Origin of the sequence: Desulfoluna butyratoxydans (assembly GCF_900699765.1) — a bacterium.
Taxonomy (GTDB): Bacteria; Desulfobacterota; Desulfobacteria; order Desulfobacterales; family Desulfolunaceae; genus Desulfoluna; species Desulfoluna butyratoxydans.
Genome location: NZ_CAADHO010000001.1, coordinates 1 through 26639, shown reverse-complemented (window position 1 = coordinate 26639; position 26639 = coordinate 1). Strand labels below are relative to the sequence as shown.

At 54.0% G+C, this 26639-nt stretch carries 35 protein-coding genes; 32 read left to right on the top strand and 3 right to left on the bottom strand.

Annotated features, from left to right (window positions below; all coding sequences use genetic code 11):
• Nucleotides 1-8 precede the first annotated feature (8 nt).
• From MSL71_RS00175 to MSL71_RS00115, 13 genes are all read left to right on the top strand, one after another.
• Nucleotides 9-230 carry a hypothetical protein gene (locus MSL71_RS00175; RefSeq protein ID WP_180136672.1) on the top strand — a complete coding sequence of 74 codons (222 nt, stop codon included), beginning with the start codon at nt 9-11 and terminating at the stop codon, nt 228-230.
• The gene (locus tag MSL71_RS00170) at nt 220-486 is read left to right on the top strand and encodes a hypothetical protein (protein ID WP_180136671.1); all 267 of its coding nucleotides are present in this window, start codon (nt 220-222) and stop codon (nt 484-486) included. The genes MSL71_RS00175 and MSL71_RS00170 overlap by 11 nt, the downstream gene beginning before the upstream one ends.
• A 66-nt stretch (nt 487-552) precedes the next feature.
• Entirely contained in the window at nt 553-762 is a 210-nt protein-coding gene (locus tag MSL71_RS00165; protein WP_180136670.1) for a hypothetical protein, read from the top strand.
• Entirely contained in the window at nt 755-1594 is an 840-nt protein-coding gene (locus tag MSL71_RS00160; RefSeq protein WP_180136669.1) for a hypothetical protein, read from the top strand. Before MSL71_RS00165 ends, MSL71_RS00160 begins: the two co-directional genes overlap by 8 nt.
• A gap of 53 nt (nt 1595-1647) precedes the next feature.
• The gene (locus MSL71_RS00155) at nt 1648-4281 is read left to right on the top strand and encodes a toprim domain-containing protein (RefSeq protein WP_180136668.1); all 2634 of its coding nucleotides are present in this window, start codon (nt 1648-1650) and stop codon (nt 4279-4281) included.
• A gap of 454 nt (nt 4282-4735) precedes the next feature.
• Complete coding sequence (locus MSL71_RS00150; protein ID WP_180136667.1) at nt 4736-5014, top strand: hypothetical protein; 279 nt, start codon at nt 4736-4738, stop codon at nt 5012-5014.
• Between the two features lie 348 nt (nt 5015-5362).
• The gene (locus tag MSL71_RS00145; protein ID WP_180136666.1) at nt 5363-6604 is read left to right on the top strand and encodes a dCTP deaminase domain-containing protein; all 1242 of its coding nucleotides are present in this window, start codon (nt 5363-5365) and stop codon (nt 6602-6604) included.
• A gap of 137 nt (nt 6605-6741) precedes the next feature.
• The gene (locus MSL71_RS00140) at nt 6742-8052 is read left to right on the top strand and encodes an NAD(P)/FAD-dependent oxidoreductase (RefSeq protein ID WP_180136665.1); all 1311 of its coding nucleotides are present in this window, start codon (nt 6742-6744) and stop codon (nt 8050-8052) included.
• Nucleotides 8045-8959, top strand: a complete 915-nt coding sequence (locus tag MSL71_RS00135; RefSeq protein ID WP_180136664.1) for a TIM barrel protein — start codon at nt 8045-8047, stop codon at nt 8957-8959. Before MSL71_RS00140 ends, MSL71_RS00135 begins: the two co-directional genes overlap by 8 nt.
• A gap of 4 nt (nt 8960-8963) precedes the next feature.
• Nucleotides 8964-9521, top strand: a complete 558-nt coding sequence (locus MSL71_RS00130; protein WP_180136663.1) for an ATP/GTP-binding protein — start codon at nt 8964-8966, stop codon at nt 9519-9521.
• Between the two features lie 220 nt (nt 9522-9741).
• Entirely contained in the window at nt 9742-10086 is a 345-nt protein-coding gene (locus MSL71_RS00125) for a hypothetical protein (RefSeq protein ID WP_180136662.1), read from the top strand.
• A 167-nt stretch (nt 10087-10253) separates the two neighbouring features.
• Nucleotides 10254-10607 (top strand): hypothetical protein, encoded by a 354-nt coding sequence (locus tag MSL71_RS00120; RefSeq protein WP_180136661.1) that lies wholly within the window; start codon nt 10254-10256, stop codon nt 10605-10607.
• A gap of 43 nt (nt 10608-10650) precedes the next feature.
• A complete protein-coding gene (locus MSL71_RS00115) occupies nt 10651-11082 on the top strand; it encodes a Rossmann-fold NAD(P)-binding domain-containing protein (RefSeq protein WP_180136660.1) in 432 nt (143 codons plus the stop codon).
• A gap of 122 nt (nt 11083-11204) precedes the next feature.
• On the opposite strand, the gene MSL71_RS00110 is transcribed toward MSL71_RS00115, so the two are convergent.
• Genes MSL71_RS00110 through MSL71_RS00100 form a run of 3 tightly spaced genes read right to left on the bottom strand, consistent with a single transcriptional unit; the run spans nt 11205 to nt 14289 of the window.
• Nucleotides 11205-11471: an Ogr/Delta-like zinc finger protein gene (locus tag MSL71_RS00110; RefSeq protein ID WP_180136659.1), complete on the bottom strand. Its 267-nt coding sequence runs from the start codon at nt 11469-11471 to the stop codon at nt 11205-11207.
• Nucleotides 11472-11495: 24 nt separating this feature from the next.
• A complete protein-coding gene (locus MSL71_RS00105; protein WP_180136658.1) occupies nt 11496-12521 on the bottom strand; it encodes a phage portal protein in 1026 nt (341 codons plus the stop codon).
• Between the two features lie 16 nt (nt 12522-12537).
• Entirely contained in the window at nt 12538-14289 is a 1752-nt protein-coding gene (locus tag MSL71_RS00100) for a terminase large subunit domain-containing protein (RefSeq protein ID WP_180136657.1), read from the bottom strand.
• Between the two features lie 159 nt (nt 14290-14448).
• On the opposite strand from MSL71_RS00100, the gene MSL71_RS00095 reads away from it, so the two are divergent.
• The 19 genes from MSL71_RS00095 to MSL71_RS00005 all read left to right on the top strand — a co-directional run.
• Complete coding sequence (locus tag MSL71_RS00095) at nt 14449-15345, top strand: GPO family capsid scaffolding protein (RefSeq protein WP_180136656.1); 897 nt, start codon at nt 14449-14451, stop codon at nt 15343-15345.
• A 51-nt stretch (nt 15346-15396) separates the two neighbouring features.
• Nucleotides 15397-16428 (top strand): phage major capsid protein, P2 family, encoded by a 1032-nt coding sequence (locus tag MSL71_RS00090; protein WP_180136655.1) that lies wholly within the window; start codon nt 15397-15399, stop codon nt 16426-16428.
• An 83-nt stretch (nt 16429-16511) separates the two neighbouring features.
• Nucleotides 16512-17243: a phage terminase small subunit gene (gene gpM / locus MSL71_RS00085; RefSeq protein WP_180136654.1), complete on the top strand. Its 732-nt coding sequence runs from the start codon at nt 16512-16514 to the stop codon at nt 17241-17243.
• A 105-nt stretch (nt 17244-17348) separates the two neighbouring features.
• Nucleotides 17349-17822 carry a head completion/stabilization protein gene (locus tag MSL71_RS00080; RefSeq protein ID WP_180136653.1) on the top strand — a complete coding sequence of 158 codons (474 nt, stop codon included), beginning with the start codon at nt 17349-17351 and terminating at the stop codon, nt 17820-17822.
• A gap of 2 nt (nt 17823-17824) precedes the next feature.
• Nucleotides 17825-18274, top strand: a complete 450-nt coding sequence (locus tag MSL71_RS00075) for a phage tail protein (RefSeq protein WP_180136652.1) — start codon at nt 17825-17827, stop codon at nt 18272-18274.
• The gene (locus MSL71_RS00070; RefSeq protein ID WP_180136651.1) at nt 18274-18978 is read left to right on the top strand and encodes a hypothetical protein; all 705 of its coding nucleotides are present in this window, start codon (nt 18274-18276) and stop codon (nt 18976-18978) included. The genes MSL71_RS00075 and MSL71_RS00070 overlap by 1 nt, the downstream gene beginning before the upstream one ends.
• A 23-nt stretch (nt 18979-19001) precedes the next feature.
• Nucleotides 19002-20111: a DUF2586 domain-containing protein gene (locus tag MSL71_RS00065; protein WP_180136650.1), complete on the top strand. Its 1110-nt coding sequence runs from the start codon at nt 19002-19004 to the stop codon at nt 20109-20111.
• A gap of 9 nt (nt 20112-20120) precedes the next feature.
• Complete coding sequence (locus tag MSL71_RS00060) at nt 20121-20573, top strand: phage protein (RefSeq protein ID WP_180136649.1); 453 nt, start codon at nt 20121-20123, stop codon at nt 20571-20573.
• Nucleotides 20573-20773, top strand: a complete 201-nt coding sequence (locus MSL71_RS00055; RefSeq protein ID WP_180136648.1) for a TraR/DksA family transcriptional regulator — start codon at nt 20573-20575, stop codon at nt 20771-20773. Before MSL71_RS00060 ends, MSL71_RS00055 begins: the two co-directional genes overlap by 1 nt.
• Nucleotides 20773-21174, top strand: coding sequence for a structural protein (locus MSL71_RS00050; RefSeq protein WP_180136647.1), 402 nt, complete (start codon nt 20773-20775; stop codon nt 21172-21174). Before MSL71_RS00055 ends, MSL71_RS00050 begins: the two co-directional genes overlap by 1 nt.
• Nucleotides 21175-21188: 14 nt before the next feature.
• Nucleotides 21189-21398, top strand: coding sequence for a hypothetical protein (locus MSL71_RS00045; protein WP_180136646.1), 210 nt, complete (start codon nt 21189-21191; stop codon nt 21396-21398).
• Nucleotides 21399-21403: 5 nt separating this feature from the next.
• Complete coding sequence (locus tag MSL71_RS00040) at nt 21404-21646, top strand: hypothetical protein (protein ID WP_180136645.1); 243 nt, start codon at nt 21404-21406, stop codon at nt 21644-21646.
• Nucleotides 21647-21658: 12 nt separating this feature from the next.
• On the top strand, nt 21659-21919 hold the full coding sequence (locus MSL71_RS00035; RefSeq protein ID WP_180136644.1) for a putative phage tail assembly chaperone: 261 nt from the start codon (nt 21659-21661) through the stop codon (nt 21917-21919).
• A gap of 41 nt (nt 21920-21960) precedes the next feature.
• Complete coding sequence (locus MSL71_RS00030) at nt 21961-22107, top strand: DUF6890 family protein (RefSeq protein WP_175469783.1); 147 nt, start codon at nt 21961-21963, stop codon at nt 22105-22107.
• Between the two features lie 3 nt (nt 22108-22110).
• Nucleotides 22111-23868, top strand: a complete 1758-nt coding sequence (locus MSL71_RS00025; protein ID WP_180136643.1) for a phage tail tape measure protein — start codon at nt 22111-22113, stop codon at nt 23866-23868.
• Entirely contained in the window at nt 23869-24192 is a 324-nt protein-coding gene (locus MSL71_RS00020; protein ID WP_180136642.1) for a DUF2590 family protein, read from the top strand.
• Nucleotides 24192-25364, top strand: a complete 1173-nt coding sequence (locus MSL71_RS00015) for a baseplate J/gp47 family protein (RefSeq protein WP_180136641.1) — start codon at nt 24192-24194, stop codon at nt 25362-25364. Before MSL71_RS00020 ends, MSL71_RS00015 begins: the two co-directional genes overlap by 1 nt.
• On the top strand, nt 25364-25906 hold the full coding sequence (locus MSL71_RS00010; RefSeq protein ID WP_180136640.1) for a phage tail protein: 543 nt from the start codon (nt 25364-25366) through the stop codon (nt 25904-25906). Before MSL71_RS00015 ends, MSL71_RS00010 begins: the two co-directional genes overlap by 1 nt.
• Nucleotides 25903-26639: phage tail-collar fiber domain-containing protein (locus tag MSL71_RS00005; protein ID WP_180136639.1), on the top strand; the 737-nt coding region annotated here is incomplete at its 3' end. The genes MSL71_RS00010 and MSL71_RS00005, both read left to right, overlap by 4 nt.

The window sequence follows — 26639 nt, the reverse complement described above, 5'->3', positions numbered from 1 at the left end:
ATCAGGACATGGCAACCAAGCCAAGACTGAGACGAGCCGCACGATTAGTGGGAGATGAGTCTGGGTTCAAGGGCGCGTTTCTCATTGAGATCAATTCTGGCAATGGCTGGCTTCCCCTTGGGGACGACTCCGGGATTTTGGCCTTTCATACGAAAGAAGAGAGGGACGCCGTCATGGCTGATTATCAGGCCCGGATTGATGCGAAGGAGGATGCCGGTAATGCAACTTGAGCCAAGAGAAATTTACATCGCGGGTGACAGCCCGTACCCACGACATCTTGAAGGGCAGCTGGTGGAAGCCAGAGTCATGCAATTGGACGACTATTGGGTTCCAGCCGGGCGCTTGATCAGGGAGTTGGACCCATTTGAGTATTCGATGCGTGATGGTTGCGATGACGTTGTGGACGCTCATCATGTTTATGAAATGAGGCATGGAGGATTGATAATCATCGCTTTGGAAATTCGCCTTGCTCAAAAGAAAAATTAATTGAATGTGGGCCGATGTTTGTCGGGGTGAGAGCCACTGCCATCGGCACGGTTTAAGGGAGTTCAAATGCACAAACAGATTACATACGAAGTGGACACGGTGAAAGAGATCCAGGCCACCCTGGAGCGGGGTTCGGCCATTATTGATTACCTTGTGGGAGTTGTAGACAGGGGGGAGACGTTGACCTCTTCAGACATTGACTGGCTCACAGAGAAGTGGGGCGCGGATATTCAAGAGTGCATCAAACGGATCGGGACGGAGGGGCGTTATGTTTAAGGCAGAGGAACACGAGTTTTCCACATTTTGGTTTGAGACTTTCATTGAAACGTTCCATTGGCAGGGGCTTTCCTTTTTGGGTTTTTGGATGGGAAGCCTTGTTGCGGAAGAGATCCGAAAGAAACAGCACAGCTTCCCTTTTTTTGAGCTTACCGGAGAGCCCGGTTCCGGCAGGTATGCAATGCTCGAATTCTGTTGGAAGCTTATGGGGCAAGATGAGTACCTGGGCTTTGATCTGTTTAATGCTTCAGTATCGAATCAGCGACGGGTTTTTACGCAGGCGTCAAGCATGCCCATTGTTTTGCTCGATGCCGAGGAGGAGGCAGGAGAGAAAGGGAAACACGCCAGGAGGAAGAGGATAGATGATCTCAAGCTCTTTTATGATGGTTGCCACTCCAACGATGACCGGATGGTAAAGGGGGGCATTGTGTTTGTTCTGGACGTATCGAAATTTCAAAGTCCTGCTTTCCTTGCTCGCGTTGTTCACTGTCATACAGTGACGGATCACCACAATCAGGGCTCCCAGTTTTTTGCGAATTTTCTTGATCGCCAAACTGCCGCCAAGGTTGGGGGACTTCAGGAGGTTGTGGCACAAAACAAAACGGAAATTCTTGAAGCCTACTTCACAGTCTATGACGAGCTGGTGCCTATGTTTCGGAATGCCGGGGTCAGAAACGCACGGCATGTAAAAAACCATGCCCAGGTGGCCGCTTGTGGCCATGCCCTTTCTGTTATTTTCCCATCCATGGACCAGGATGAAAAAACCCAGCTGGCCTTTTATCTGATTGAAGAAGCATTGAAGCGTGAAGGGATGGAGGTTCGGTATGTATAGCGATAGGGACATTGAGGCTTTTACCATGACCCAGCTGCAGAAAGGAGCCTCCCATGTATGATTGCCACACCTCGAACAACCGGGCCCAGGAGATCGTCGCGGCCCTCAGGCAGGATGCCCGTTTTCAATTCAAAGAGCAGGGAGGTTATCTCCGGTACGGCATCTGCCCCAACTGCGGCAAGAAAGAGCTGTACGTCAGCAAAGAGAAACCCTTTCGCATTGCCTGCGGACGGGCGAACAACTGCGGCATGAGCTGGACGGCCAAGGAGCTGCTTCCTCACCTCTTTGAAAACTACGAGAAGCGGTTCCCGCCCACACGGGAAAATCCCAATGCCACCGCGGATGCGTACCTCCATGAAGGCCGGGGCTTTGAACTGGATCGTATCCGGGGATGGTACCGGCAGTATCAGTGGAAGGACGGGAGCCAATGGATCACCTCCATTCGGTTCCCGTTGAATGGTGACGGTTCGATCTATTGGGAGCGCCTTGTGCGCATCGGCTCTGATGGCCGCAAGGCAAACTTCGGCGGCAGGTACCGGGGCTTGGCCTGGGTGCCACCGGGGCAGGTGCTTGAGCAGGGCGACCGGTGTTTCATCACCGAGGGGATTTTTGATGCCATGGCCTTTATGCATGCCGGTGAAAAGTCAGCGGCGGCCATGGCATCGGGGAACTTTCCGGAGCGTCTTATCAAGAGCACCCACAAGCGTGGCGTGGTTTGGGTTCTTGCCTTTGACAACGACAAGGCAGGGAAGAATGCCGCGCGTAAACATTACCTGCGCCTGAAGGGCATGGGCGAGCATGTGGAGGTGGCCCTTCCTCCGGAGGGAAAAGAAGACTGGAACGACCTGTTCCAGAAAGGGCGGATAGATGAACCGTTCATTGATGCCTGCCTTTATCGGGGGCGGCTTTTTATGTCCAACTCTCCCGGTGAAAAAGCGTGGCACATGTTCCAGAAAGAGCAGACCCAAAGGCGCTTTATAGTGGAGTTCGGAAACGGACTGTACCGCTTTGAGGTGAGCAGCTCCCTGGATACCCTCATTAAAGAGAATGGCTTGGATCTGGCCAGCCCGAAGGGGTACGAGGCATTTAAAGAGCACACTGCCCAGGACCAGATCAGCAACGCCGTGCCGGAGCTGGTGTACATCATTGATGATGAGGAGATGGATCAGTACCGGTATGTGTTTCGAATCAAGTACAAGAACAGCAACAGGGTGGACCTGAAGGAGTTCAACGGAAACTCCCTGGTCAAGGTGGAAGCTTTCGCGGCCACCATGCTCACCGGGGCCAGGGGCGTGGAATTCAAAGCCACCGAATACGAGTTTCAATACATGCGCCGGGGGTGGCTCGATCCTGTTGGCCGGGAGCCGGATACCGTCTCCACCATTCCTTACCTTGGCTACCATGCCGAAACCGGGGCCTACATCTTCCAGGATCACGCCTACTATAAAGGACGGGAGATCCCGGTGAACGAGCATGGGTATTTCAAAATCGGCGGCCTGGGGCTCCGGAGTTCACTTCGCTCCGGTGTGCGGATCCAGACCGGCCAGGAGTTCAACCCTTCATGGTTTCCCGAGTACTTTCGTGTTTACAGTTGGCAGGGGCTCTCTTGTCTCTCCTGGTGGTTGGGTTCGCTTTTTGTTCAGCAGATCCGCAAGAAGTATCGTCGCTATCCTTTCTTTGAAGTGTCCGGCCAGAAAGACACGGGCAAATCCGATATGCTCCAGTTGCTCTGGAAGTGCAGTGGCCGCGACGATTACGAAGGGTTCAACCCGAGGAAGGACAACCCCAAGGCCGTGCGCCGAAAATTCAACCAGCTCTCCAATCTTCCCACCAGCCTCCTGGAAACCGACTATGGCGACGGCAGGGACAACAACCAACAGCAGTACAACTTTGATGCCTTGAAAGATCTGTTCAATGGCCGGGGAACCGGCGCCATAGGTTTGCCCACCAAAGGCAACGACATTTACGAACAGGCTTTTCTGGGGGCTCTCATCGCATCCCAGAACCATCGGGTGGATGGCCATGAAGCAACCCTTTCCCGAATCGTCCATTGTCATATGACCGATGAACACCACCGCCCGGAAAACAAAGCCCTGGCCGAAGAGCTGCCGGCACGTCCAGTGGAAGCGTTCAGTGGTTTTCTGGGGGCAGCCCTCAAAAACGAACACCAGATCCTTGCCCGAACCTATGAAGCCTTCGACCGCCTGAAGCCTCGCTTTGATAACCAGGGGCTCAGCAACCGGGTCGCCTTTTGCCATTGCCTGGTGGCCGCCCTGGGTGAAGGCCTTCGTGTGCTCTTTCCGGACATGACAGAAGAGCTTTCCAGCCAGTTGACAGACTACCTCATCGGCAGGGCCAAGGAGCGGGAGGATCTTCTCCAAGAGGAGAAGGGCATCGTTTCTCAGTTCTGGAAGACGTTTCAGTACATGAATGAAGAGATCTGGGAGAAGGACATGATGGACAGCCGGGCCGGTTGGCTGGACCATTCGGCGAAGAAGGAACTCATCGCCATCAACCTCCAGGAGTTCAGGGCCGCTTGTGTGGATTTTAAACAGCCCATTCCCATGGACATGCAGCGCTTGCAGGAGGAGCTGAAGGCGAGCATGCAGCACCCCTTCATTAAGTCCGGCAACGTGTACAGTCGCCACAAAAAGCGGAGCATTCAATGCTTCGTATTCCAAGGATAGATTAAGGCCCCTTTTGGGGCTTTTAACACGCAAACCCTATGGGGTTTAGGTTGGGGTGGGTGGGTCCGGAAGGACCGAATGAATCGAATGAATCTTTGAATCCTGTTTTATAACAGCCGATTGAATCCAAAGGGTGACCGAATTTTGACCGAATGTTTGCCGAATGCCGTGCGAATGTTTGGGTGGGGCAAAACCGAATTATTTTCGAATGGACCGAATTTTTATATTATTGATTTTATTATATATATAAAGAATAGAAAGAAAAACATTCGGTGACATTCGGAAAACATTCGGTCTGGGTTTCACGACTATCATTCATCGTTACAGGCTGTTACAGAAAAACATTCGGTCATTCGGTCATTCCCGATATGCCACCCCCCAAAATATGGATCAGCCCAAGGAGGCCCAATTGAAACCTGTGTGTACAAAGAAACTGTGGACCGTATTTCACGAGATGAAACAGACCAATGAAGACGTCGGCTCTATGTGCTGTGACTCCTTTGCCACTGCCTGTTACCTCCACCTCAAGGCCGAGTGCAAAGAAGAGCGCGTGGCCGCCCGTAAACTCATTCAACAGGTGTTGGATGTGATGGGCTGGGAGAACCGGAGAACTTTTTTCAATCGCCTGTTTGATTCTTTACCTGGAAACGAGGTGGTGTATGCGGAGGCGATCCCGAAGCATTCGGAATTCAGGAGGTTGTTTGCCGGGGAAAATAGTTCGGAGAGGATGTAGCCACAAAACTCAACGCGAAAGCACACGCGGAATGGAGTGGTTGCGTTCCCTGTGTGATGAGAATTAACCCATGTATCCGGGCTTTAGCTTGGTTCATGGGTTTTTGTCTGAAATGAATACTGTTGATAAATTGTTGAGTTTAGGTATATGGTCTATGGGAAGAGTTAGAATGCTAACAGGGATCCGAAAAGTACAAAATGAAAAAAGTCGTAAGGCTGTATAGTAACGATCTTTAGACTAAAATTTGTGTTAATTTTGTCGTTCTTGATAAGTAAATTATATCTGTATTTTAGTGCGTTACAGTGGTTCTTTTTTTCATAAAAAACTAAAGATGAAATCAAGTAGATTATGGCACGAAATAAGAAGAGGCGCGGCACTGCCAAAAAAACGTCAGGTAAAAAACAAAACCAAGATAGAAATCGGGGTGAAGACGTCTTAAAGGATAAGGGCTTGGAAACAGAATTTAATTGTATACGAACGAATTGCGCGAGTACTATTGACTGTTCGTGTGGTATAGATTGCTCCGGATCATCAAGCTGCTCTGGCAATAGATCAGGACTATTAGTAGGTAGAGAGATAGAAAAACATAAAATTATTAAATGTGAAGATTTTGAAGAGTGTAAAGGGGAATGTTTGCAAGACGCTTCTTATGATTTGCGCCTTGGGGAAGGACATTATATATACTCAGAAGAAAAAAAAACTTGGGAAGCGATATTTATCGGCGACAATTTAAATGAGTGTGATGATGAAATTGAACCTCATTTTAAACGTCAATATTTAGATAAAAAAGGTGTGTTAACTATTCCGCCTTTTGGGTGCGCATTTGTTCAATTGCATGAGGATGTTGATTGCTGTTCTATTGTAATGGAATCAAAATTGATCATTACAGGACGATTTGACTTAAAACTGTCTATGGTACGGAAGGGGTTGGTCAGCCAGCAGGCCACTCAGGTTGAACCAGGATATAATGGCAAATTATTCTGTTACCTTTTTAATAATACGAGTGGAGATGTTTCTTTAAATTATAAATCTCCGGTGGCCACTATAGAATTTTATTATTCTTCATGCCAAACTATATGTGATCCTGAGGTGTATAGGGGGATCAAGAAGAATATTGAAAATAAACATTTTAATAAGTATAACCCAGCGAAAAATAAGTGTTGTAATGGTACCGGTATTTCCGATGTAAGATTCTTTTCAGATGGTCATGGGGAATGCTCATTACCAGAACATGGAGGGTTGAGTTTTTTTTATTCCAAATTTTTAAATGACAATGAGTACAAAAACAAAGCCTACGAGTATGTCAGTAAAAAAATTGACGAAAACTTCAATCGTATAGAGAAAAACATAAAAAGCGAGGTTTGGGAAAGAGCATCTTTTATTGTTGCGATAATTAGTTTGATAGTATGTATTTTGGGGTTAGGCTTTTACGGGAGATATGTAAGTCGGCTCAATGCTTTTAATGATAATAAGGCCAATATAGAGAAACAATTAACGCAATACGAGGCGGCAATAAATGATTTGTCACATCAGCTTGCTATTTTGAAAGTCGACCAAGAAGCTTTTTCTGAAACTTTAAAAAAGAAATAGCTTGGTGTAATTACCTAATTAGGTTTTTATAATTGCTAATTAGGTTTAATTCTTAATTCCACTGTTTCGGTTCTATATATTTAAGGTCTACTTTATCATAGACTATGGGTTGCACATGATAATCGAGGATTAATCTAATGGAATATCATTTCGATATAGCAATTATTGGCGGTGGCTTAAGCGGGTTGTTTTCCGCCATGATTTTAAGTAAATATACTAACTACACTATAGGTCTATTTGAACAAGGTTATTCATATAATAAAAGGCTCTTGACACAGTATTCTCAGAATAATGTAAGATTAGAGGGGATTGGAGGCGCAGGTACTTTAGATGGTGGCAAACTTTGTAATAGGCCCGCCAGTAGTAAAGTTTGGGAAAAGACTTCCGGTGAATTAAGCACATGGGACGAGTTTATTAAACATTTACCTTTCAGTAAAAGTGTTCAGTCAAAATTACAATACAATGTCGGTTATTTTTCAGTAAATGATGAATTGATTGAGAAAAAGTATAATACTGCCTTATTGTTAAAAGACGATATGGCGTGTTTTATAAATGGTTTAGTTGAAGAATGTGAAGAGTTTGGTGTTAAAATTTACCCTGAACATAAGCTTGAATCCATAGAGCGAACTAATTCCGGCTTCAGAATTTTGTTTCCTTCCCAAGAAAAAGTAGTTGAGGCGAAGCAGGTAATTCTTGCTACAGGTCGAGTAAGTTCTCAGTCTATAAATAATTTATTGAAAGAATTTCGGGTTAATGTGCGTGACCAATCGCCCGATTTGGGAATAAGGATAGAATCAGGTAAAGCCACCTCCGAAAGCTTCGCCACTGGCGGCGATGATGTAAAATTGAAGCTCCAAAAAAATAACAGCTTACTGCGAACATTCTGTGTCTGTTCTGGAGGTGAACTCACTAATATAGCGGTTGATAATGTAAGCTATTATGATGGATGCTTCGGTAGTGAAATTACCGACAGTGTAAATTTTGGTATAATGGAGAGAAATTCTAAAAGAGTTGGAGTTGAAACAGCTCTTCGGTATTGTCAGGCTTTGTCTGATAAAAGCTTAAATGATATGTCTGTAAATGATTTTTTAAAGTATAAATCGCTTATATTGAAAGGCCCCTTTTATGCTGAGTTTTCTGAAACAATAGAGGCTGTTTCATATTTCATCGAGCAATGCTTTAAACATAATTATTTAGAAGGTGACTACTCTCAGTATAGAGTCGTATTACCTTCCATAGATCGGTATAATCCCTATGTTGAAACGACCCGTTCCTTTGAAACCTCTTGTGAAAATTTATTTGTAATTGGTGATGCTGCCGGTATCTCGCGTGGTTACGTTCAATCCCTCTGGGCTGGATGGTGTTGTAGCAGTTATATTGTAAAAAAAATCAAGAGAATGGAAAACGATAATTACACAACACATTATGACGAGTTGTTATATGCATGATCAAAAACCAAAGTTTGGTGTTGCTGGCTTTCCGCCAAATTTTAAAAAGCACAGACTCAAGAAGAATCGGGAGAATATTTTTGAGTGGCTAAGTGAGCTGGGCTTAGATTGGATCGAACTTCAAAATACATACGGCGTAAAAATGAAGAAAGAACAGGCAGAGTTGTACCGAGCCAAGGCTAAGGAGTTTGGTGTCGGGATATCTTTGCATGCTCCGTATTATATAACATTAGCAAGTGCAGACCCTGAAGTTGTTAAGAGATCTCAGGAAAGAGTCAAGCAAATGTATGAACTGGCCGAGTTCATAGGTTCTAAGAGAATTATTTTTCATCCAGGACATTTTCCGGGTGATTCAGATTTGGATCGTTCTAAATCTCTTGACCAGTTGATACTAAAGCTAAATGAGTTAAAAGATGAGTTGCCTATCGATAAGATTAGAGTTTATCCTGAGATTGCTGGTAAAATAAATCAATTGGGGTCTCTGGATGAAATTATTCGAATATGTAAAGAAGTATCTTTTGCTCGGCCATGTTTGGATTTAGCACATTTGCATGCCCGTGAAGGTGGGTCTCTAAAAACCAATAAAGATGTTGCAAAGGTCTTTGAGCGAATAATTGAAGAATTAGGGCATGAAGTTTTACATGAGTGCCATTTTCATATGTATCCAGTTGGTGTTGATTCGAATGGTGAGGATGGTCATAAGTCGTTCTCAGATACTGTCCGTAATCCTCAGATGCTATTATTCGATTCAAACGATGACATAGATGTATATTATCCTCGTGCAAGGCCGTTTGTTGAAGTTCTAAAAACGTATGGGGTAAATCCTGTTGTGATTTGTGAGGCAAAAGATTCTCAAGATGAAGGAGCCTTACGGATGAAGCGAATCTTTTTCGAAGAAGAGACTTGATATTATGAAAATAGCATTCACTGGTGCACATTCTACAGGTAAGACGACCCTTCTTCATGAGTTTAGCCGGATTTATGATGGTAAGGTGGTGTCAATTACAGAAGTAGCGCGGACCATTATTTCAAATGGTTATCCTTTAGGTATGGATGCAAATGTTGATTCCTATATTAACTATGTAAACGAACAACTAAAGAGCGAATTTTTATATAAAAATGTTCAGTATGATATCCTTATAAGTGACCGTACAATTTTGGACACCGTGACATATGCAAAAGTAAACAGACGCCTTCCAAGGCCTTTCATTCCAGATTCTTTAATTGAAATGTTGGAAAATGTCTGGCTGCTGGAAAAAGAGAATTATGATTTGTATGTTTATTTTCCAATTGAATTTGGATTGGTTAATGATGGAGTTAGACCTGAAGATCTGGAATATCAAAAGGACGTTGATGCTATGGCTCTGAGGTTATTGGAGCAACATAGTGTTAACTTCGTGAGAATTACAGGTAATGTTGCGGCAAGAGTAGAACAGCTCTCTAAAATAGTAAAAAAAATAGGCCCGTGAAAAGCAGATTCATATTTTGAGATGTCTTCCCTCTCTTTTTTACTCATTCCTATTATTCCCTCGAATTTTTCGTTTTTTCCTATCGAACCTAAAACGTGTCCTTCTGCTCCCCATAATGTACCTGTTTCTCTCCAACGTTTTTTAAGCTCTAAAATACTATTGTATACTTGTTAAGTATGGGTGTATGGTTTTATGGCTTACGATTGAGGGATGTTTGACGTTGAGACAGACCCTCTTTTTCCGTTTTTTAAAAAAGATAATAGAGGTATTAGAAATGTTTAAAGAGAGAGAACGGTCAGAAAGTATAATGTATTTCGGTACACCATCAGGCATCGCAAATGCTGGGCGTATCCACTGTGGGAATACCGTAGAGTTACATGATACTCTTGGCGATTATAATATTTGTGTAAAGGTGACTGATAATAGCACTATAAGTGCATATAAGGGTGAAGTCGTATCCGTAGATGTTGTTTCTGAAGATCCAAATGTACCTGAATGTCAAATGCCTATAGGGAAAGAGGTCTTCTTTACAGAACAACATGTGTTTGTATGTAACCAATCTTAAAAAAAGTGTGTAGGTAATGGGCCAAAGTCTACATTCAATACAACGACTCGAGCTCATTATCTATTTGATATATGATAATGTATTGGTAATTGTCTTTTTTGGCCCGTGATACCTTTCTTCGGTTTGTCTATTAACACCAAATTATATATTAAAACTCGGTGTGAATAATGATTGATTCTAAAATTGATGAAGCGTTTGAAGATGAAGCAATTCACGCCCTTGAGAAGTCACTTCTCGGGTGTAAATTTTCGTGTGAAACTGATTTTGCAAAGGAAGAATTAACTAAATTATATTTTGAATCGAGAGATTTGATACGCTCAAACCCTGACAATGAAAGATTGTTTTCAGTCGCGGAGGCAATTTTTATAACATGTATAAGAATAACAAGGTGTATCTGCCTTGAGTCTGAATTGGCTAATGAAACTATAATAAATGGAAACGAATACACACTTGATGCTGAATCGTTAATCGATAATGTAAGAAGTAACTACAAGCATTTTAGAAGACTATTAGGTGAATGATATTTGACTGTTTTGGGTATAATTCAAATTTTGTAGGGATTATATGGATGAAGTTAAAATAATTGTCGCATTAATATCAGGGTTGTTTGCTCTATTGGGAGGGTTTCTTGGTGCTTGGCTTACGCGTAGAACTGAATATATGAAATGGATTCGTCAACAGCGAAGCCTCGAATTCACGGAGTTCATAAAGCAATTAGAAGACTTTAGAAGTAAGGCAAATGATATTGTATATAACCATGACTTGTCTGATGGGGAAAAAGATAAAACAATAACAGAACTTTCTATTGGGCTAAAACCGCAGGAAAACATTGTCCGGCTTTATCTGAACAAGACGGATCGAGAACACTTTTCGAAGTTAAAACATGATATTTGGAAGTGTTATTACCCCAAAATAGATATTTCAGTACGGATGAAAAAACATAAAGAATATCTAAACGCTATTCAGAGCTTATTCGAAAAGAATATCCTGGGGTAACTTTTGGATTTGTTATCTTCCTAAGTTCTAAGGGCTTCTTTTATTTGGTTTATCTACCCTCAAAAAGATATTGCACTACCAAAAACCCCGCTGCCTCCCAGGCACCGGGGTTTTTTATTTCATCAGCCAGCCTGTTGCATGGTCGGGCTTAGGCCTTTGAAGAGCGCCCGTTGTTCCATGGGGGTGGACTCCTGGATCTTGGCGCGGAGATCTTCGGGCAGGTCCATGGCGCTGGGGGAGATGGTGTAGGAGAAGGTGACATCCATGGCGAAGGTGTGGCCGCACTGGATGTTGTTGCAGATGCAGTACAGCCTTTTCACTTCGGTGGAGGGCTGTTCGCTTGATCTGATGGTGGCGTGGCTTCCGCATTTGTTGCATTTAATTCGCATAGACATATTCCTTTCACCCCCAATCTATTGTGCATAATCCACTTCGTCAAAGGCTATCCTGTGGTTTCCGGTCAAATGATCGTTGATCTGGAGGAGGATCTTTCGGATGGGTTCGATCTCGTTTTTTTCATAGACCTGGTCGGCCTTGGTGATGTCTCCGAATCCGCCCCGGGCTTCGGTGGGCACCACGCTGGCCAGGGCCGGGGGGATGCGGTGGGCGGCGATGATGTCGTCCCGGGAGATGTTTTTGATCTTTTCCAGGTCGTCCTTGGTGGAGAAGTCCCCCACGGGGATGATTTGGAAAGCCTTTTCTCCTCCGTTGGGCACGTGGAGGTAGAGGTTGCGGAAGTTGCCCAGCTTCTTGGTGGACTTCACGGCGTCCCGGATGGCGTTCTGCTCCTTGTCCCCCAGGGTGGCGGCGGATGAATAGAAGATGTACCCGGCGTGAGCCCCGTTGAGATAGTAGCGCCGCCGGAACAGGGTGGCGTCTTCGTTTAAGAGCATGGACTGGATGGCCCCCAGGTAGGAGGGTAGCCCGTAGATGGTCTGGGCCACGTCGTAGTTCTTCACGTGGATCACCTCCCCGGGCTGGAAGTCCGTGCGGCTGCCGTCCACGTTGAGCATGCAGTACTGGCCTGGCTCTTTCATCCTGCGCATGTTGATGGCGGGCAGGTGCACCAGGGCGATGACCTCTCCCATCCAGTTGGTGACCTTCTGGAAGTAGGCGTTCAAAAAGGTGACGTAGTCCGTCACAAAGGGGAGCATCTGCAGCATGGGCACCGCGGCCGATCCCTTGAAGGCCCGCATGATCATGTTGGTTTTGAACTCCAGCAGGGGGCCGTGGTAGGCGTTGGCCCCGCGAAGCCGGGCCAGGCCTGCCAGGGACACGGGCGGGCTGTAGTAGCTGCCGTTGTCCAGGAGCCAGACGCCCACGTAGTCTTGGAGCTGGCTTGCCAGGATGGGGGTCGGTTCTCCGAAGTTGAAGGCCTCGGGGGGGCCGCCCTGGTCGTTCATGTGGTCCTTTCTCTGTTTTCTTCTTTTTTTTCCCATGGGTGTTGCCTCCGGATTATAAAACTTCCACGCAAGCGCCTTGCGCCTGGTCGTGGCTGATGGGTTCGTTGATAAGGGCATGCATGATGGACCAGGCCACGTCGGCATGGCCGGTGGTGTCCGTTCGGTTGGCGGAGTAGGTCACCTGGCCGTTGGGGGTGTACGTCTGCCGGATGGTGAGGAAGGCGTGGGCGATGGTGGTCTCCTGGGCGTCCCACTCAAGGCGGTTTGAGGTGATGATCTCCTGGGCCTTCAGGACCATGCGGGTCTTGCTGCCCACGGAGTAGTGGATGGGCGTGGCCTGGGGGTAGAAGGTCTTCACCGTGTCGAACACACCCATGCCCGGGCCGGTGACATCGATGCCCATATAAGTAAAATTGTACATGGCGCAGAGCTTCTTGATCTCGGCGGCCTGCCAGGTGAACGACTTGTTGACCCACTTGAACCGCTTGATTACCCGGAACGTGCCGCCGGGTTTCAAGGGCGGGGCCACGATGACAAAGCTGGCATCGTCCCGGTGGCGCGAGGGATCGTAGCCGCCCCAGACCGGGCAGTTGCTGAAGGGCCGTGGGGCGGTGGGGTCAAGGTCTTTCCATTGGGAGATATCGGTGGGGCACGCCTCCAGGTCGGCGAACCGGAACACCCCGAAGGTGTCGTCCATGAACTGGCACCCGAAGAGGTTGGCGAACTCTGAGGGGGAGTACTCCAGCTCCAGGTCTTTGCGGTCGAACAGATCGCAGCCCCCTGCCTCGGCATCGTCCAGGGTGATGATCTTGCGCCAGGCGTTGTCTGGACAGAGAATGCCGGACTGCATCTCCTTGAAGCCGGGGAACTCCACCCGCTTTCTCTTGAACCGCTTGTTGTAGCGGTCCCCGGTCCAGAGGTCGTAGGCCTCATGGGTGACGGCGGACGGGGTGGAGAAGATGGTTTTCCTCCACTTCTTGTGGGTGGCCATGCCGGAAGCCACCGTGTAAAGCTCGTTGAACTTCTGGATCCAGAAGAACTCGTCAATGTACACGTTGCCCGTGTAACTCTGGGCGGACTTGGAGTTGTTGGAGAGGAAGTGCAGCTCCGCCGGGCCTTTCTCCGTGTGCAGCACAATGGGGTTGCCGGACAGGTCGATGTCGAAGTGCTGCCGGGCAATGGCCACGATGTACCGCCGGAACACCTCGGCCTGGGCCCGGGTGGCCGAGAGGAAGATCTGGTTCCGGCCCGTGAGCACGGCGTCTTCAAATGCCTCCTGGGCGAAGTACCAGGTGGCCCCGATCTGCCGGGACTTTAAGAGCATGCGGAACCGGTGGTGCCGGGCTTCCCGAAGCTCCATTTGATACCGGAAGTAGTGCTTGTGCATCTTGACTTTGAAGTCGTCTTCCTTGATGCCCGTGACGTCGTTTTTCTTTTTGCCCCGCCTGCGCTTCCCTCCGGAGGCGCCCTTTTTCTTGCTCTCCTCTGCCCCTTCCCCGGGGTGGCCCTTTCCTTCCATGAGCATGCGGCTGTGCCGAAGCTTCACCAGGCTTTCCACCAGGCTCTTCATTTCGCTCAATTCAAGTTTGGTTTTTCCATCCCGTTCCGCCAGCAGGGTGAGGCGTCTGGTCATGGACTCTTCCGCGCTCTCCGTGGAGAGAAGATCATCCCACTGCCCCTTGGTGCGCCAGTCGTAGATGGTGCGCAAGGGGGCGTTGACGATGGCCGCTATCTCCTTGGGGGTGTGGTGGCGCAGGTAAAGGCGCTTGGCCGCATCTCGTATTTCCTTGGTATGAAGTCCCATGCCGAGACCCTATCAACAAAAAAAAATCCGGAAATAACTTCTTTTCCGATAACGCGAATATCGGAAATCAATTCATGTACAGCCTTTTTTTTGCCTCCTATGGTTGGGGTGTTGATGACGTAAGCACCAAGAAAACGCCCCTGTAACCAAGGAAAAAACATGCCTTCCTCCCTTGTGACTGATTGGAAATGTGTCGCCACCTCCGGCCCCACCGTGGACGGCCGGGTGCTTCAGCCCCAGTGGTTTACCGACATGGCCGAGACCTACAGCCCCGCCACCTACACCGCCAAGATCTGGATCGACCACATGCGCGGCGGTTCCTACGGATCAGTGCGGGAGCTGAAGACCGAAGAGGTGGACGGCGTGCTGAAGCTTTACGCCAAGATCTCCCCGAACCGCTCCCTGCTTCAGATGAACCAGGTGTGGGAGGAGTACCTCCACTTTTCCATTGAGGTGACCGAGGACTTTGCGGGGACCGGCAAAACCTACCTGACGGGCCTGGCCATGACCGATTCCCCCGCGTCCCTGGGCACGGATGAGATGCGGTTTAACAAGATGAAGGGCCGGGAATTCACCGCCCGGTACGCGGGGGAGGAGGTGCCGGATTTGAGCAAAGAGTTCATGGGCGATGAGGACCGCTTCATGACCACCTTTTTCAGAAAGCTTGCCCATTTTTTTACAGACGAAAACCACGACGAAGAGACGGGAGACGACCCCATGAACACAGAGCAATTCGAAGCCGTCAAGGACACCCTTGAGGCAACCCAGCAGGCCGTGGAAGGCCTTGCCGGCCACATGCAGACCTTTATGGAAACATTCAAGACGACCCCAGCCGGAGACGAAAAAGGCGCGGGCGGCGAAGGGGAGGGCGGGGGCAGCGAAGGAAGCGAGACCCCGGCACCCGCCGGTGAGGCGCAGTACACAGAGCTGAAGACGAGCGTGGACACCATGGTGAAGGCCTTCAACACCATGACCGAGCGCATGGAACAGCGCGCGCCCGGCACCCGGTTCCGGGAGAACCCCAACCCTGCGGGGGAGCACGACGAGCTTCTCTGATGGCCTGAGATCGTCTTCCCTTCACTTCATACGTATTAAGGAGCACCGACCATGAACAAAACATCTCGCCTCGCATTCCACCAGATGGAAGCTCGGCTGGCGAAGACCTATGGCGTTCAAAACGTCCATGAGACCTTCACCGTGGACCCCACCCTGGAGCAGAAGCTTCAGGACAAGATCGTGGAGCTGTCCACCTTCCTGCCCAACATCAACGTCATTACTGTTGACGACCTGGAAGGCCAGAACATTCTGGGCAGCGCGTCCGGTCCGGCCTCCGGTCGCACCGACACCAGCGTGGACGGCAATGAGCGCAAGCCCAAAGACCTTCTGAACCTGAGCGCATCCGGTTACCGGCTCTACCAGACCAACACGGACACCTACATCCGCTACGCCACCATGGATGCCTGGGCCAAGTTCCAGGACCTTCCCGAGCGCTACCAGCGCTACGTGCAGCAGCGCATGGCCACGGACCGGGAGATCATCGGCTGGCACGGCACCAGCGCGGCCAAGGATACCGACCTCGAAGCCAACCCCATGATGCAGGACGTGAACAAGGGGTGGCTCCAGTACATGCGGGAGAAGATGGCCGCCAACATCCTCACCACCGGTGAGAAGCAGGACGGGGAGATCCGCATCGGCCCCGATGGCGACTTCATCAACCTGGACCACGCCGTGCTGGAACTGGTGGAGGGGATCCCCCCGTATCTCCGCCAGGGCCTGGTGGCCCTCATCGGGTCGGAGCTGGTGGGCAAAGAAAAGGCGGCCCTTGCCATCGCCATGGGCCAGACCCCTACCGAAAAGACCCTCACGCCTGCGGCCCTGGCCACCTTCGGCGGACTGCCCTGGGAGACCCCCAGCAACTTCCCCGGCAGGGGCATTGTGATCACCAGCCATGACAACCTCTCCATCTATGTGCAGTCCGGCTCCTGGAGGCGTCACATCAAGGACAAGCCCGAGAAGGACCGCGTGGAAGATTTCAACAGCCGGAACGAGGGCTACGTGGTGGAGACCCCGGAGAAATTCGTGGCCGTGGAGTTCGACAAGGTGAAGCTCCTTCAGCCCGACGGGACCACCTGGGCATAACACGCCGGGCGTGTCCCGGGTATGACCGGGGGCCGGGGCTTCCCTCCTGGCCCTGGCCCCCACTTCATTGAAGGAGAAAACCCATGTCGTTGATGAAACGATTTCAGGAAAAGAAAAAAGAAGATCCCGGCTACGGGGAAGGGGAGTCCTTTTCTGTTCTGGGGACCATGCCCACCACGGCCATCGCCAGGCAGCAGGCCGTGACCGGCTTTGAAAAGGAGCTGGAGGACGACCTGGCCAAGCTCAAGCTGATCCGCAGCAAGAAGCAGAAAGAGACGGAAAAAGCCGAACACCTGGTGCCCAAGTACATGCCCGTGGTGGAGACCTTGAAGGCGTCCGGCTCCGACCACCCCCTGCTGGGGCAGATCCTGGTGTGGCTCTTTGACATCGCCGACATCCACGCAGGCATGGCCCTGGCCCTCTACTGCATCGAGCACGGCGTGCCCATGCCCGAGCGGTTCCGCCGGGACCTGCCCACCTTCCTCTGCGACACCATCCTGGCCTGGGCCGACGGCGAGCACGAGGCCGGGCGGTCCGTGGAACCCTACTTCGGCCAGGTGTGCGAGCTGGCCGAAGGCTGGGACATCCCCGACGAGGTGAGCGCCAAGATGCTCAAGCTGAAAGGCCTGGTGGCCATGGACCTGGAGTCCTGGGCCGAGGCCGTAACCCATTTTGAACGTGCCGAGGAGTACGGCGCCAAGGTGAAAACCGTGCTGGGCAAAGCACGGAAGAAGCTGGAGAGCGCCAAGCCCGCCGAGGAGAAGCCCGCCGAACCGGCTGAGGCCTCCGGGGCGGAAGCCGAAGGCACGGTCTAACCACCTCCCACACCACCGGCCGATCCCGCCGGGCCGTGCGTTCACGCTATGTGAAACGCTTCGGACCCAGGCGGGGGCCGGTCCAATTTCAACCAAGGAGACACCATGAGTTTCACCGGATTTGCAGACGAATTGCCCAAGGGGACGATGGTCCAGAACAACGCGTTCTGGCCGGACATCGATCTGGCCGAGTTCCAGGAGGCCTACCGGCTACCGGGTGAGTACCGGGAAGCTTTGCTGGCCGATCGGATGAGGCTGGGCATGCTCTGGGCCAACAAGGAGCTGGCCGGGTTCCGGGCGCGCCACGTGGAAGCGGGCAGGGCGAGCCTGTCCGAGGTGCCCGTGGACGACGGCGAGATGCTGGGGGACCTTCACCCCCTTGTTTTGCAGTACGTCCGGGCCGTGTGCTGCCACGCCAAGGGGCTTTTGCTTTCGGACTACGCCACCATGCTGCGGAAGAACGACGCCCAGTCCGACGCCAAGGAAGCGCCGGAGACCGCGGACCGGTGGTTCCGGGAAGCCCTTTCCGCCCTGGCGGATATGCAGGGGACCATGACCATCCATGTGGAGGCCCTCTAAGGATGAAGAAGCTCTCCGGCCTTGCTGCCCACCTGTTGACCCTTCCCGGCATCACCCGGGACCAGATGGAAGCCTTTGCCGACCAGGGGAAACTCTCCCTTATCGGCAAGGACCTGGGCCACGGCCTGGAGGTGGGCCGGTTTCGGTACGACGCGGTGATCTCCATCGAGCGGTGCCCGGGCGCCATTGCCGAGCTGCTACTTTCCTGCATCGTGCTTTGGCTGGCCAAGTACGACGTTGAGCGCTTTGAACTCGACCTGGCCGACCCGGACGTGGATGTGTCCCTCTCCGACGAGCAGACCGTGGACGTGGAGATCGGGGTGGAGTTTGACGAGCCCCTGGTCATCGTCCCCGACCCGGAAGGGCCCCTTGCCTTTGAGGGCTCGCAGTGGCGGGTGGGCGATGCCGGGGTGAACGTGGCCGAGAACTTGGCCGGGCTGGAGGCGGTTTGATGGACGTGAAGGTGCGGCACAACAAACGGGAGATGTTGCGGCTGATGGATCAGCTTGAGGTGCTCTCCATGAGTGTTCCGGAGCGCCGCCGTTTGCTGGCCGATATCGGCAATCAGACCCGTAAAAAAGCCCGGGAGAATATCAGGTACCAGAAGACCGTGTCCGGCGAGTCCATGGCTCCACGGGCCAATAGCCGCCACAAGAAGAAGCTGCTCAAGAAAATGGGCAAAGGCATGGCGGTGACCGTTTGGAAAGACAATTCCCATCGGGCCACTGTCTCCTGGAAGAACCCAGGCCGTGGGCAGTTGGCGTTCAAACAGGCCAATGGGGTTGGCGACACATGGACCCCTCAAAGAGCGGCAAAGGTTTACGGCCCCAAAAGTCGGAATGATTACAAGAAGCCTGCAACCCAAGCCCAGGCGCGTTCCCTGAACAAAGAAGGATACCGGCGCCGGGTGGCCAGGAAGCGGGGCAAAGGCAAAGCCGTATTAAAGCGGGTGCCAGCCAAGTGGATCATGGACAACATGAGCAAGGGGCAAGCCGGTTTGATTCTTCGCCTGATGAGATTCAAGACCCGGCACGGGAAGCAGAGCTGGGAAGTCAAACCCGCACCCCGCCCATTTTTAGGCGCCACCCTGGAAGACGCCGACGCCTTTCTCACCCAGATGACCGAAGACGCCTTGAAACGCGTGCGACGCGCATAGAGCGAAGGAGCTTAGGAAAAAAAATGTCACTTGGAACGATTCAGATTAACCGGCTCAACCTCATGCAGGGACCCCTGCCCGAGATCGAGCGCCATTTCCTGTTTATCGGGGAGGGTACCGTCAACGTGGGCAAGGTGCTTTCCGTGAGCAACGCCACGGACCTGGACGAAGCCCTGGGGGCGGATGCCTCCAACCTCAAGACCCAGGTGGAGGCCGCCATGGTCAACGCCGGGCAGAACTGGGGGGCCAGCGTGCTGCCCATCGCTGCCGACGGGTCCTGGGCCGATGCCGTGGACTACGCCATGGAGGTGACGAGCTGCGAGGCCATCGTCATCACCGACCCCGTAACCCAGAAAACCGACATCGAGGCCATGTTCACCAAGGCCAAGTCGATCCTGGCCACCTACATGCGGCCCGTTTTCTTCATGGCCAGCGTGCGGGGCTGTGGTGCGGACGAAGCCTGGGCCGATTACATCGCGGCCATCGAGCCCATCACCGACGGCGTGGCCGCCGACCAGGTGTGCGTGGTGCCCTCCCTGTGGGGACCGGACCAGGGCACCCTTGCCGGGCGCCTGTGCAACCGGGCCGTCACCGTGGCCGACACACCCATGCGGGTGGCCACCGGGCCCCTCATCGGGACCTTTGGCGAGAGGCCCACGGACAAGGACGGGGTGATGCTCTCCATGGCCCACCTGAAGGCCCTGGACGCGAACCGGTTCTCTGTCCCCCAGTGGTACCCGGATTACCCCGGGGTGTACTGGGGCGACTGCAACATGCTGGACGTGCCCGGGGGCGACTTCCAGGTGGTGGAGAACCTTCGCGTCATTCAGAAGGCCATGCGCCAGGTGTACCCCCTGACCGTGGCGCGCATCGGCGACCGCCGCCTGAACTCCACGCCGGAGTCCATCGCCCAAAACGCCAGCTACTTCATGCGGCCCTTGAGAAAAATGTCCATCGGGTCGCGCATCGGCAAGGAGATCTTCCCCGGGGAGATCCATCCCCCGGCCCGGGACGCCATCACCATCCAGTGGGTGGATAAGGACTCTGTGCGCATCTACATGAAGGCGCGGCCCTATAACTGCCCCAAAGACATCACCGTGAACCTGATGCTGGATCTCAGCACCAACGCATAGGAGTGACCCATGAAGCGAATCAGCAACAGCAGCTTTTCATTTAGCCTGGGGGATTTTCGCCTGCGGGCGGAGAAGGCCTCCCTCTCCATTGAAGACGGGCGGAAGTCCGTGCAGGACGGAGGCGTGCCCAACGGGTGGGTGCCCGGGGCGGTGAGCGCCTCCGGAGACATCGAGCTGGACGCCACGGCCATGGCCATCCTGGCGGAAGAGGCGGCGGCCAAGGGCTCCTGGCAGGGCATCGAGCCCGTGGACCTTCAGTTCTACGCCAAGGGGACCAAGGAGGAGGAGAACGTGGAGGCCTTCGGGTGCCTTCTGAACCTCAAGGACATCATGGACTACGACCCCACCAGCGATAAGAAGGCCACCGTCAAAATCGGCTTTGAGGTGACCAGCCCCAACTTCGTGAAGATCAACGGCATACCCTACCTCGATCCGGCCAGGGTGGAAGGGCTCACCGACTGATGGACATATTGGACCGCGCACAGATCCTTGAAGCCCGCGAGCGCAACGCCGCCGTGGCCAGCGCCCGGGCCGCCCTTCCCACGGGGCCCGGCCTTGCGATCTGCGCGCATTGCGACGAACCGATCCCCGAAGGGCGCAGGAAGGCCATGCCCGGCTGCACCCTGTGCCGGGACTGTCAGGAAGAACTGGAGACCATGTGATGGAAGCAACACGAGGCATTCGCAACAACAACCCCGGCAACATCCGCCACGGCGACAACTGGGACGGCCTGGCCAAGGTGCAGCCGGACCCCGCCTTCTGCCTGTTCACAACCCCGGAGTACGGCATCCGGGCCATGGCAAGGGTGTTGACCAACTACCAGCGCCGCCACGGCATCAAGACCGTGCGGGGCATCATCACCCGATGGGCGCCTCCCAAGGAGAACGACACCGCCGCCTACGTGGACCATGTGGCCCAGGTGGTGGGCGTGGATCCGGACGAGCCCCTGGTGGTGACCGAGGTCTTGCCCCGGCTCATTCCGGTGATCATCAAACACGAAAACGGCCAGATGCCCTACAGCGACGACCAGATCGCCACGGGGATCCGCATGGCCACCACCTGAAAAAGGAGACGCCCATGTTTTTGACAGCCATTGCAAGTTCCGCTTCCCACATCCTTGGCCGCATGGCCCTGGCCGTTGCCAGTGAAAAGATCCTCACCCGCCTGGTGATCCTGGGGCTGAAGAAGCTGGCTAAACAGACCACCAACACGGTGGATGATGAGCTGGTGGGGATGGTGGCCACGGAGCTTTCCAACCACAACCTGCCTGAGGCTGAAAAGGTTTAATCCCCATGGTGACCGAAACCTTCGAGTTCATCGCCAGGTATCTCTGGCCCGCAGTCCTGGCGTGGAACATCTACCTGTTCAGGAAGGAGCAGGCCAACGAGCTGGCGATCGTGAACCTGAGACTCTACATCTCGGAGAACTACACCAGCAAAAGAGATCTTGAGAAGATGTTCTCGGATTTCGAAAACCGCCTTGAAACCCGATTGAACGAACGATTTTCCATGTTTGAACAGATCATCAAAAAGTAAGGAGAAAGACCCATGAGCACAAAAATCACCCTGACCATCGACGGCACCGCCATTGATTTCGACGTTACCCCCGCCCACCATGAGCGCCTGATCAACGAGATGCAGCCCACCGACAAGGTGCAGCCCACCCACAACTTCCTGGTTCGCTGTGTGGCCCCGGAGAGCAAAGAGGCCCTGAAGCCCTTCCTGGAGAACCCCACCCACGTGATGGCCATCGGTACCCACCTGATCAACAAGGTGGTGCCCGCCATCGAGGTGGCGGTGGGGGAGTAGAACGGATTGCCGCCGGGATAGAGAACTCCGCTCTGTCCCAGATGACGGCCTTCTCCCACAAGTGGTTCCCGGGGCGTGAGGTGACGCCCAGGGCCATGGGGGAAGCGCTCTTCCTGGAAAAGGACTATTGGGAAAAACAGCGTATGGCCACTGCCGCAGGCGTGGCCATGGCGTTCAACGGAAGGTGATGCATGGCAAGCCAGCTTCAAAAACTGATGTTCACCATCGACCTGATGGACAAGGTGACCGGCCCGGCGGGGAAAATCAAAAACTCCCTGGAAGGCGTGACGGACACCTTCAGCAAGGTGGCGGGCGGGGCCGCCGGGGTGGCTGCCGCCGGTTACGCGGTGACCGCCCTCACGGCCCCGGCCCAGGAGTTCAACATGGCCATCGGCGAGGTGCGAAGCCTGGACGTTGCCCAGAACTCCCTGGACATGCTGGCGGACAAGGCCATCGCCTTTTCCGTGAAGTACGGGGAGTCGGCCAAGGACTTTGTGTCGTCGTCCTACGACATCCAGTCGGCCATTGCCGGGCTCTCCGGAGAGGAGCTTTCCTCCTTCACCAACGCTTCCAACATCCTTGCCAAGGGGACGAAATCCGACGCCGCAACCATCACCGATTACATGGGCACCATGTACGGGATCTTCGCCGACTCCGCCAACGCCATGGGCAAGGCGGACTGGGTGGAGCAACTCACCGGGCAGACGGCCACGGCGGTGCAGATGTTCAAGACCACCGGCTCCGAGATGGCCGCATCTTTTTCCGCCCTGGGGGCCAAGGCCACTTCGGCGGGCATTGACCAGGCCGAGCAGATGGCGGTGCTGGGATCGCTCCAGGCCACCATGTCCGGCTCCGAGGCCGGGACCAAGTACAAAGCCTTCCTTGGCGGGATCGGCGGGGCCCAGGAGAAGCTGGGGCTCTCCTTTACCGACGCCAACGGGCGCATGCTGGGGATGGTGGACATCCTGCAGAAGATCCGGGGCAAGTTCGGGAGCACCCTGGACGTGGCCGAGTCCGACGCATTGAAAGAGGCCTTCGGCTCCGACGAAGCCGTGGCCATGATCGATTTGCTGTTGCCCAAGGTGGGCAAGCTGGAAGGCGACATGAACGCCCTGGGCAAGGTGAAGGGCATGGAAAAAGCCATGACCATGGCCGATGCCATGGTGGACCCCTTTCAACGGTTGAACCAGGGGACCAAGGCCCTGCGCATCGGCCTGGGCCAGGCGCTTTTACCCACATTAATCCCTGTGGTGGAGACCATGGCCGAAGGGGCGGGGACCATGTACCAGTGGACCCAGGAGTATCCCACCCTGACCAAATACATCGGCTACGCGGTGATCGGGGTGGCGGGCCTCACCGCCGGGTTGGCCGCCTTTGCCATGGCAGGTGGCGTGGCCAGTATGGCCACCATGGGCTGGGGCGTGGCGGTGAGTGCGGTGTCCGGCATCATGGCCGTGTTCCGGGGCGTGATGATAGCCGGGCAGATCGCCATGTGGCTCATGAACACAGCCATGTGGGCAAACCCGGTGCTGCTCATTGCCGGGGGCGTGGTGCTTCTCACCGGGGCCATTGCCGCCGCCATCTACTACTGGGACGACCTGAAGGCCGCCTTCATGGACTCCTCATGGGGCAAGGCCATCATGGGGGGCATCGACTGGGTGATGGGGGGCTTTGCCAAGCTGGGGGACGCCTGGGATTGGGTGAAAGGGAAATTCTCCTGGATACCGGGGGTGGGGGACGATCCCGTGGCCGAAGCACCGAAGACGTCGCCTTCCCTGGAGGCGCCCAGGCAGGCGGCGGTGCCGGCGGGGGGCGTGTCTCAATCTATTGCGACGGCCGTCTCCAACACCAGCACAAGCTCTTCTCAAACCGTGCATGTGGGGAAGATCGTCACATCCCGGCCCATCAACGCACAGGAGGTCACCAGCCAGCTGGTGATGGCATCGTAAATGACAATGTATCTTGACCTGTTGATTGAAGACGACGACCTGGTCCTGGACGCCGGGGGCAACCCGGTCACCATCACGGACCGGGACGTCATCGCCCAGGACCTGGTCCACATGATCCGGGAGGAGGGCTTTTTACCGCCCCTGGTGGGCAACCGCAACCGGGGGCTGGTGGATCGCACCAAGATGATGATCACCCTGGCCGTGGATAACGATGTGCGCATCGTGCCGGGTTCCGCCGCCATTGACGAGGTGAAACCCGGAGAATTCTATCTGAGGGCCGAGACCATGAATTTTGGCCCCATCGGCTTTTCGCTGGAGGTGTGATGACGGACGTATACGAGCAGATGCTGGTGGACGCGGGGATCCCCGTCTCCCAGGAGGCCATGGAAACCGAATGGCGCGCCATCAACGCCGAGGAGGAGGTGGGCATCGCCAACGACTCGGAGTGGGCCCCCTTCTGGCGGCTGATCACGGCCATCGCCACAAAACCGGCCATGTGGCTGGTGCAGCTCCTGGCCACCCAGGTGCTTCCCAACTTTTTCCTGAAGGACGCCACCGGGGCCTGGCTGGAGCTTCTGGCCTGGGCCGTGGACCTGGAGAGGAAAAAAGCCGCGACCACCCGGGGTTTTCTTGTGTTTACCCGGGAGGCCGCCGACGGGGAGGTAACGGTGGAGGCCGGGATCCTGGTGGCCACGCCGCCCATCAACACGAAGATTTACCGGGTGCGCACCACGGAAGAGGTGACCATCCCGGACGGCGTGATCTCAGCCCAGGTGCCGGTGGAGGCGGAGATCCCCGGCACGGCCCACAACCTGGGGCCGGGGTATTTTACCGTGCTGCCGGAGCCTGTGTCCGGGATTGCCGCGGTCACCAACGAGGCGGAGTGGATCACCATCGCCGGGGCCGATGCGGAGTCCGACGACTCTCTCCGGCTGCGATGCCGCAACCAGTTCTCCGCCGTGGGCCAGTATCACCACGACGCTGCATACCGGGCGGATATCTCCCTGTTTGCCGGTATCCAGCCCGACTTCGTCTGGTTCGAGCACGACGCCCCCAGGGGCCCGGGAAGCGCCAACGCCTTCGTGATGATCGACTCCGGCCAGCCCTCCCAGTCCTTTGTGGACGGCATCAATACCTACATCCGGGACCAGGGCCACCACGGCCATGGGGACGATATGCTGTGCTTCCCCATGCCGGAAAAACCGGCGGCGCTGGTGGTGACCGTGTACCACGACGGGGTTCTCTCCGGAGAGAGAATCGCCGCCCTGAAACAGGCCGTGTCGGACCGGGTGCGGTTCGCCTTTCGCGAGAACCAGGATTTTTCCAAAATCACCCGCACCATGCCGTTTTCCCGCTTCTCCTTTTCCACCCTGGCCTATGAACTCCACCAGCAGCTTCCGGACTTAAAGTCCGTCTCCTTCAGCCTGGGCGACATCGTGAGCGCCATGGAGATCCCCACGCTCTCCTCCCTCACCGTCAACACGGAGGTGGTCTGATGACCGAACTACCCGCCTTTGACCTGCCCGTCTGGATGAACAAGGGCCAGGTGGCCAAGCTGGCCGCCGCCGCCCACCGCTGGTTTACCCGCCTGGGCGAGTGGGCCCTCTGGCCCCTGAAGCAACTGGACCCCATGACCTGCCGGGAAGCCGTGCTTGAGCTTATCGCCTGGCAACGCGACATCACCCGCTTTAAGGGCGAGCCCCTGGACCTCTTCCGCCTGCGCGTCCGCCACGCCTACGCCAACGCAAGGGACGCCGGAAGCGTGGAGGGCTTCAAACAGATTTTCGAGCGCCTGGGCGTGGGCTACGTGGAGCTGGAAGAGCGCATGCCGGGCCGCGACTGGGACGTGGTGGCCATCCGCCTCTCCGACAACCAGTTGGCCCAAAACGAAAGCCTACTTTCCACCCTGATCCAACACTACGGCAGAACCTGCCGCCGCTACGAATGGAAGATCATTACCACCATCCCCATGGAGATCCAGGTGGTGGAGTTTTCCAATGACCACCTGACCGAAACAGCCATATTGGAGGAACCATGAGCAGTGCAATCACCGCCCTGGGCCAGACACGCATCAACGAGCTGAGGGGGGAAGAAAAACCCCTCGTCATCGATCGCATGGTGCTTGCCCTGGTCCCCGGCCTGGACCCATCCCAACCCGTGGACCGCAACCAGCAGATGCCGGACCCGGCCCACGTCGTTCATACCCACACCATCGATGATGCCCACAAGGGCTACGTCAACCCGGACCAGGTGGTCTACTCCATGATCCTGGGCTCCGATGTGGGCGATTTTTCCTTTAACTGGATCGGGACGGTAGAGGCGGAAACGGGCAATGTGATCACAGTGACCACCACGCCAGAGACGCCCAAGAGGAAAACAGACCTGGGATCAAATACCACGGGGAACAACATCACCCGGAACGTGATGATGCGGTTCCAGGATGCCCAGGCGCTGACCGGGGTGAGTGTGTCGGCGGAGACGTGGCAGTTTGATTACACCACGTGGATGACGGCGAGGATTGGGGAGCATGATGGGGATGGGGGGGCTCATGGGGATATCAGGGTCAAGATTTCAGATCATGCTCAAAGTGGGGAGGCGCATCAGGATATTCGGGAGCTGTTGGTGGGGCATGGGCATAATGCCAGTGATTTGTTTGGGGTTGTGGGTGTCCTTTCTGAAGCAGGGGGGGCAATAATTGAGAGAGGACGTAACGTAAACGGTGAATATGTGAGGTGGGCCGATGGAACGCAAATATGTTGGCTGAGAGTGTC

Bases quoted from the DNA above. Each gene is read 5' to 3' on its own strand.
- MSL71_RS00025 (WP_180136643.1), top strand. From the start codon at position 22,111: ATGGCAAGCCAGCTTCAAAAACTGATGTTCACCATCGACCTGATGGAC.
- MSL71_RS00110 (WP_180136659.1), bottom strand. From the start codon at position 11,471: ATGCGAATTAAATGCAACAAATGCGGAAGCCACGCCACCATCAGATCA.
- MSL71_RS00080 (WP_180136653.1), top strand. From the start codon at position 17,349: ATGAGTTTCACCGGATTTGCAGACGAATTGCCCAAGGGGACGATGGTC.
- MSL71_RS00010 (WP_180136640.1), top strand. From the start codon at position 25,364: ATGACCGAACTACCCGCCTTTGACCTGCCCGTCTGGATGAACAAGGGC.
- MSL71_RS00105 (WP_180136658.1), bottom strand. From the start codon at position 12,521: ATGGGAAAAAAAAGAAGAAAACAGAGAAAGGACCACATGAACGACCAG.
- MSL71_RS00045 (WP_180136646.1), top strand. From the start codon at position 21,189: ATGTTTTTGACAGCCATTGCAAGTTCCGCTTCCCACATCCTTGGCCGC.
- MSL71_RS00055 (WP_180136648.1), top strand. From the start codon at position 20,573: ATGGACATATTGGACCGCGCACAGATCCTTGAAGCCCGCGAGCGCAAC.
- MSL71_RS00040 (WP_180136645.1), top strand. From the start codon at position 21,404: ATGGTGACCGAAACCTTCGAGTTCATCGCCAGGTATCTCTGGCCCGCA.
- gpM (WP_180136654.1), top strand. From the start codon at position 16,512: ATGTCGTTGATGAAACGATTTCAGGAAAAGAAAAAAGAAGATCCCGGC.
- MSL71_RS00120 (WP_180136661.1), top strand. From the start codon at position 10,254: ATGATTGATTCTAAAATTGATGAAGCGTTTGAAGATGAAGCAATTCAC.
- MSL71_RS00060 (WP_180136649.1), top strand. From the start codon at position 20,121: ATGAAGCGAATCAGCAACAGCAGCTTTTCATTTAGCCTGGGGGATTTT.
- MSL71_RS00050 (WP_180136647.1), top strand. From the start codon at position 20,773: ATGGAAGCAACACGAGGCATTCGCAACAACAACCCCGGCAACATCCGC.
- MSL71_RS00090 (WP_180136655.1), top strand. From the start codon at position 15,397: ATGAACAAAACATCTCGCCTCGCATTCCACCAGATGGAAGCTCGGCTG.
- MSL71_RS00070 (WP_180136651.1), top strand. From the start codon at position 18,274: ATGGACGTGAAGGTGCGGCACAACAAACGGGAGATGTTGCGGCTGATG.
- MSL71_RS00015 (WP_180136641.1), top strand. From the start codon at position 24,192: ATGACGGACGTATACGAGCAGATGCTGGTGGACGCGGGGATCCCCGTC.
- MSL71_RS00130 (WP_180136663.1), top strand. From the start codon at position 8,964: ATGAAAATAGCATTCACTGGTGCACATTCTACAGGTAAGACGACCCTT.
- MSL71_RS00150 (WP_180136667.1), top strand. From the start codon at position 4,736: ATGAAACAGACCAATGAAGACGTCGGCTCTATGTGCTGTGACTCCTTT.
- MSL71_RS00030 (WP_175469783.1), top strand. From the start codon at position 21,961: ATGACGGCCTTCTCCCACAAGTGGTTCCCGGGGCGTGAGGTGACGCCC.
- MSL71_RS00065 (WP_180136650.1), top strand. From the start codon at position 19,002: ATGTCACTTGGAACGATTCAGATTAACCGGCTCAACCTCATGCAGGGA.
- MSL71_RS00020 (WP_180136642.1), top strand. From the start codon at position 23,869: ATGACAATGTATCTTGACCTGTTGATTGAAGACGACGACCTGGTCCTG.
- MSL71_RS00115 (WP_180136660.1), top strand. From the start codon at position 10,651: ATGGATGAAGTTAAAATAATTGTCGCATTAATATCAGGGTTGTTTGCT.
- MSL71_RS00095 (WP_180136656.1), top strand. From the start codon at position 14,449: ATGCCTTCCTCCCTTGTGACTGATTGGAAATGTGTCGCCACCTCCGGC.
- MSL71_RS00135 (WP_180136664.1), top strand. From the start codon at position 8,045: ATGCATGATCAAAAACCAAAGTTTGGTGTTGCTGGCTTTCCGCCAAAT.
- MSL71_RS00100 (WP_180136657.1), bottom strand. From the start codon at position 14,289: ATGGGACTTCATACCAAGGAAATACGAGATGCGGCCAAGCGCCTTTAC.
- MSL71_RS00155 (WP_180136668.1), top strand. From the start codon at position 1,648: ATGTATGATTGCCACACCTCGAACAACCGGGCCCAGGAGATCGTCGCG.
- MSL71_RS00165 (WP_180136670.1), top strand. From the start codon at position 553: ATGCACAAACAGATTACATACGAAGTGGACACGGTGAAAGAGATCCAG.
- MSL71_RS00075 (WP_180136652.1), top strand. From the start codon at position 17,825: ATGAAGAAGCTCTCCGGCCTTGCTGCCCACCTGTTGACCCTTCCCGGC.
- MSL71_RS00175 (WP_180136672.1), top strand. From the start codon at position 9: ATGGCAACCAAGCCAAGACTGAGACGAGCCGCACGATTAGTGGGAGAT.
- MSL71_RS00170 (WP_180136671.1), top strand. From the start codon at position 220: ATGCAACTTGAGCCAAGAGAAATTTACATCGCGGGTGACAGCCCGTAC.
- MSL71_RS00140 (WP_180136665.1), top strand. From the start codon at position 6,742: ATGGAATATCATTTCGATATAGCAATTATTGGCGGTGGCTTAAGCGGG.
- MSL71_RS00035 (WP_180136644.1), top strand. From the start codon at position 21,659: ATGAGCACAAAAATCACCCTGACCATCGACGGCACCGCCATTGATTTC.
- MSL71_RS00145 (WP_180136666.1), top strand. From the start codon at position 5,363: ATGGCACGAAATAAGAAGAGGCGCGGCACTGCCAAAAAAACGTCAGGT.
- MSL71_RS00160 (WP_180136669.1), top strand. From the start codon at position 755: ATGTTTAAGGCAGAGGAACACGAGTTTTCCACATTTTGGTTTGAGACT.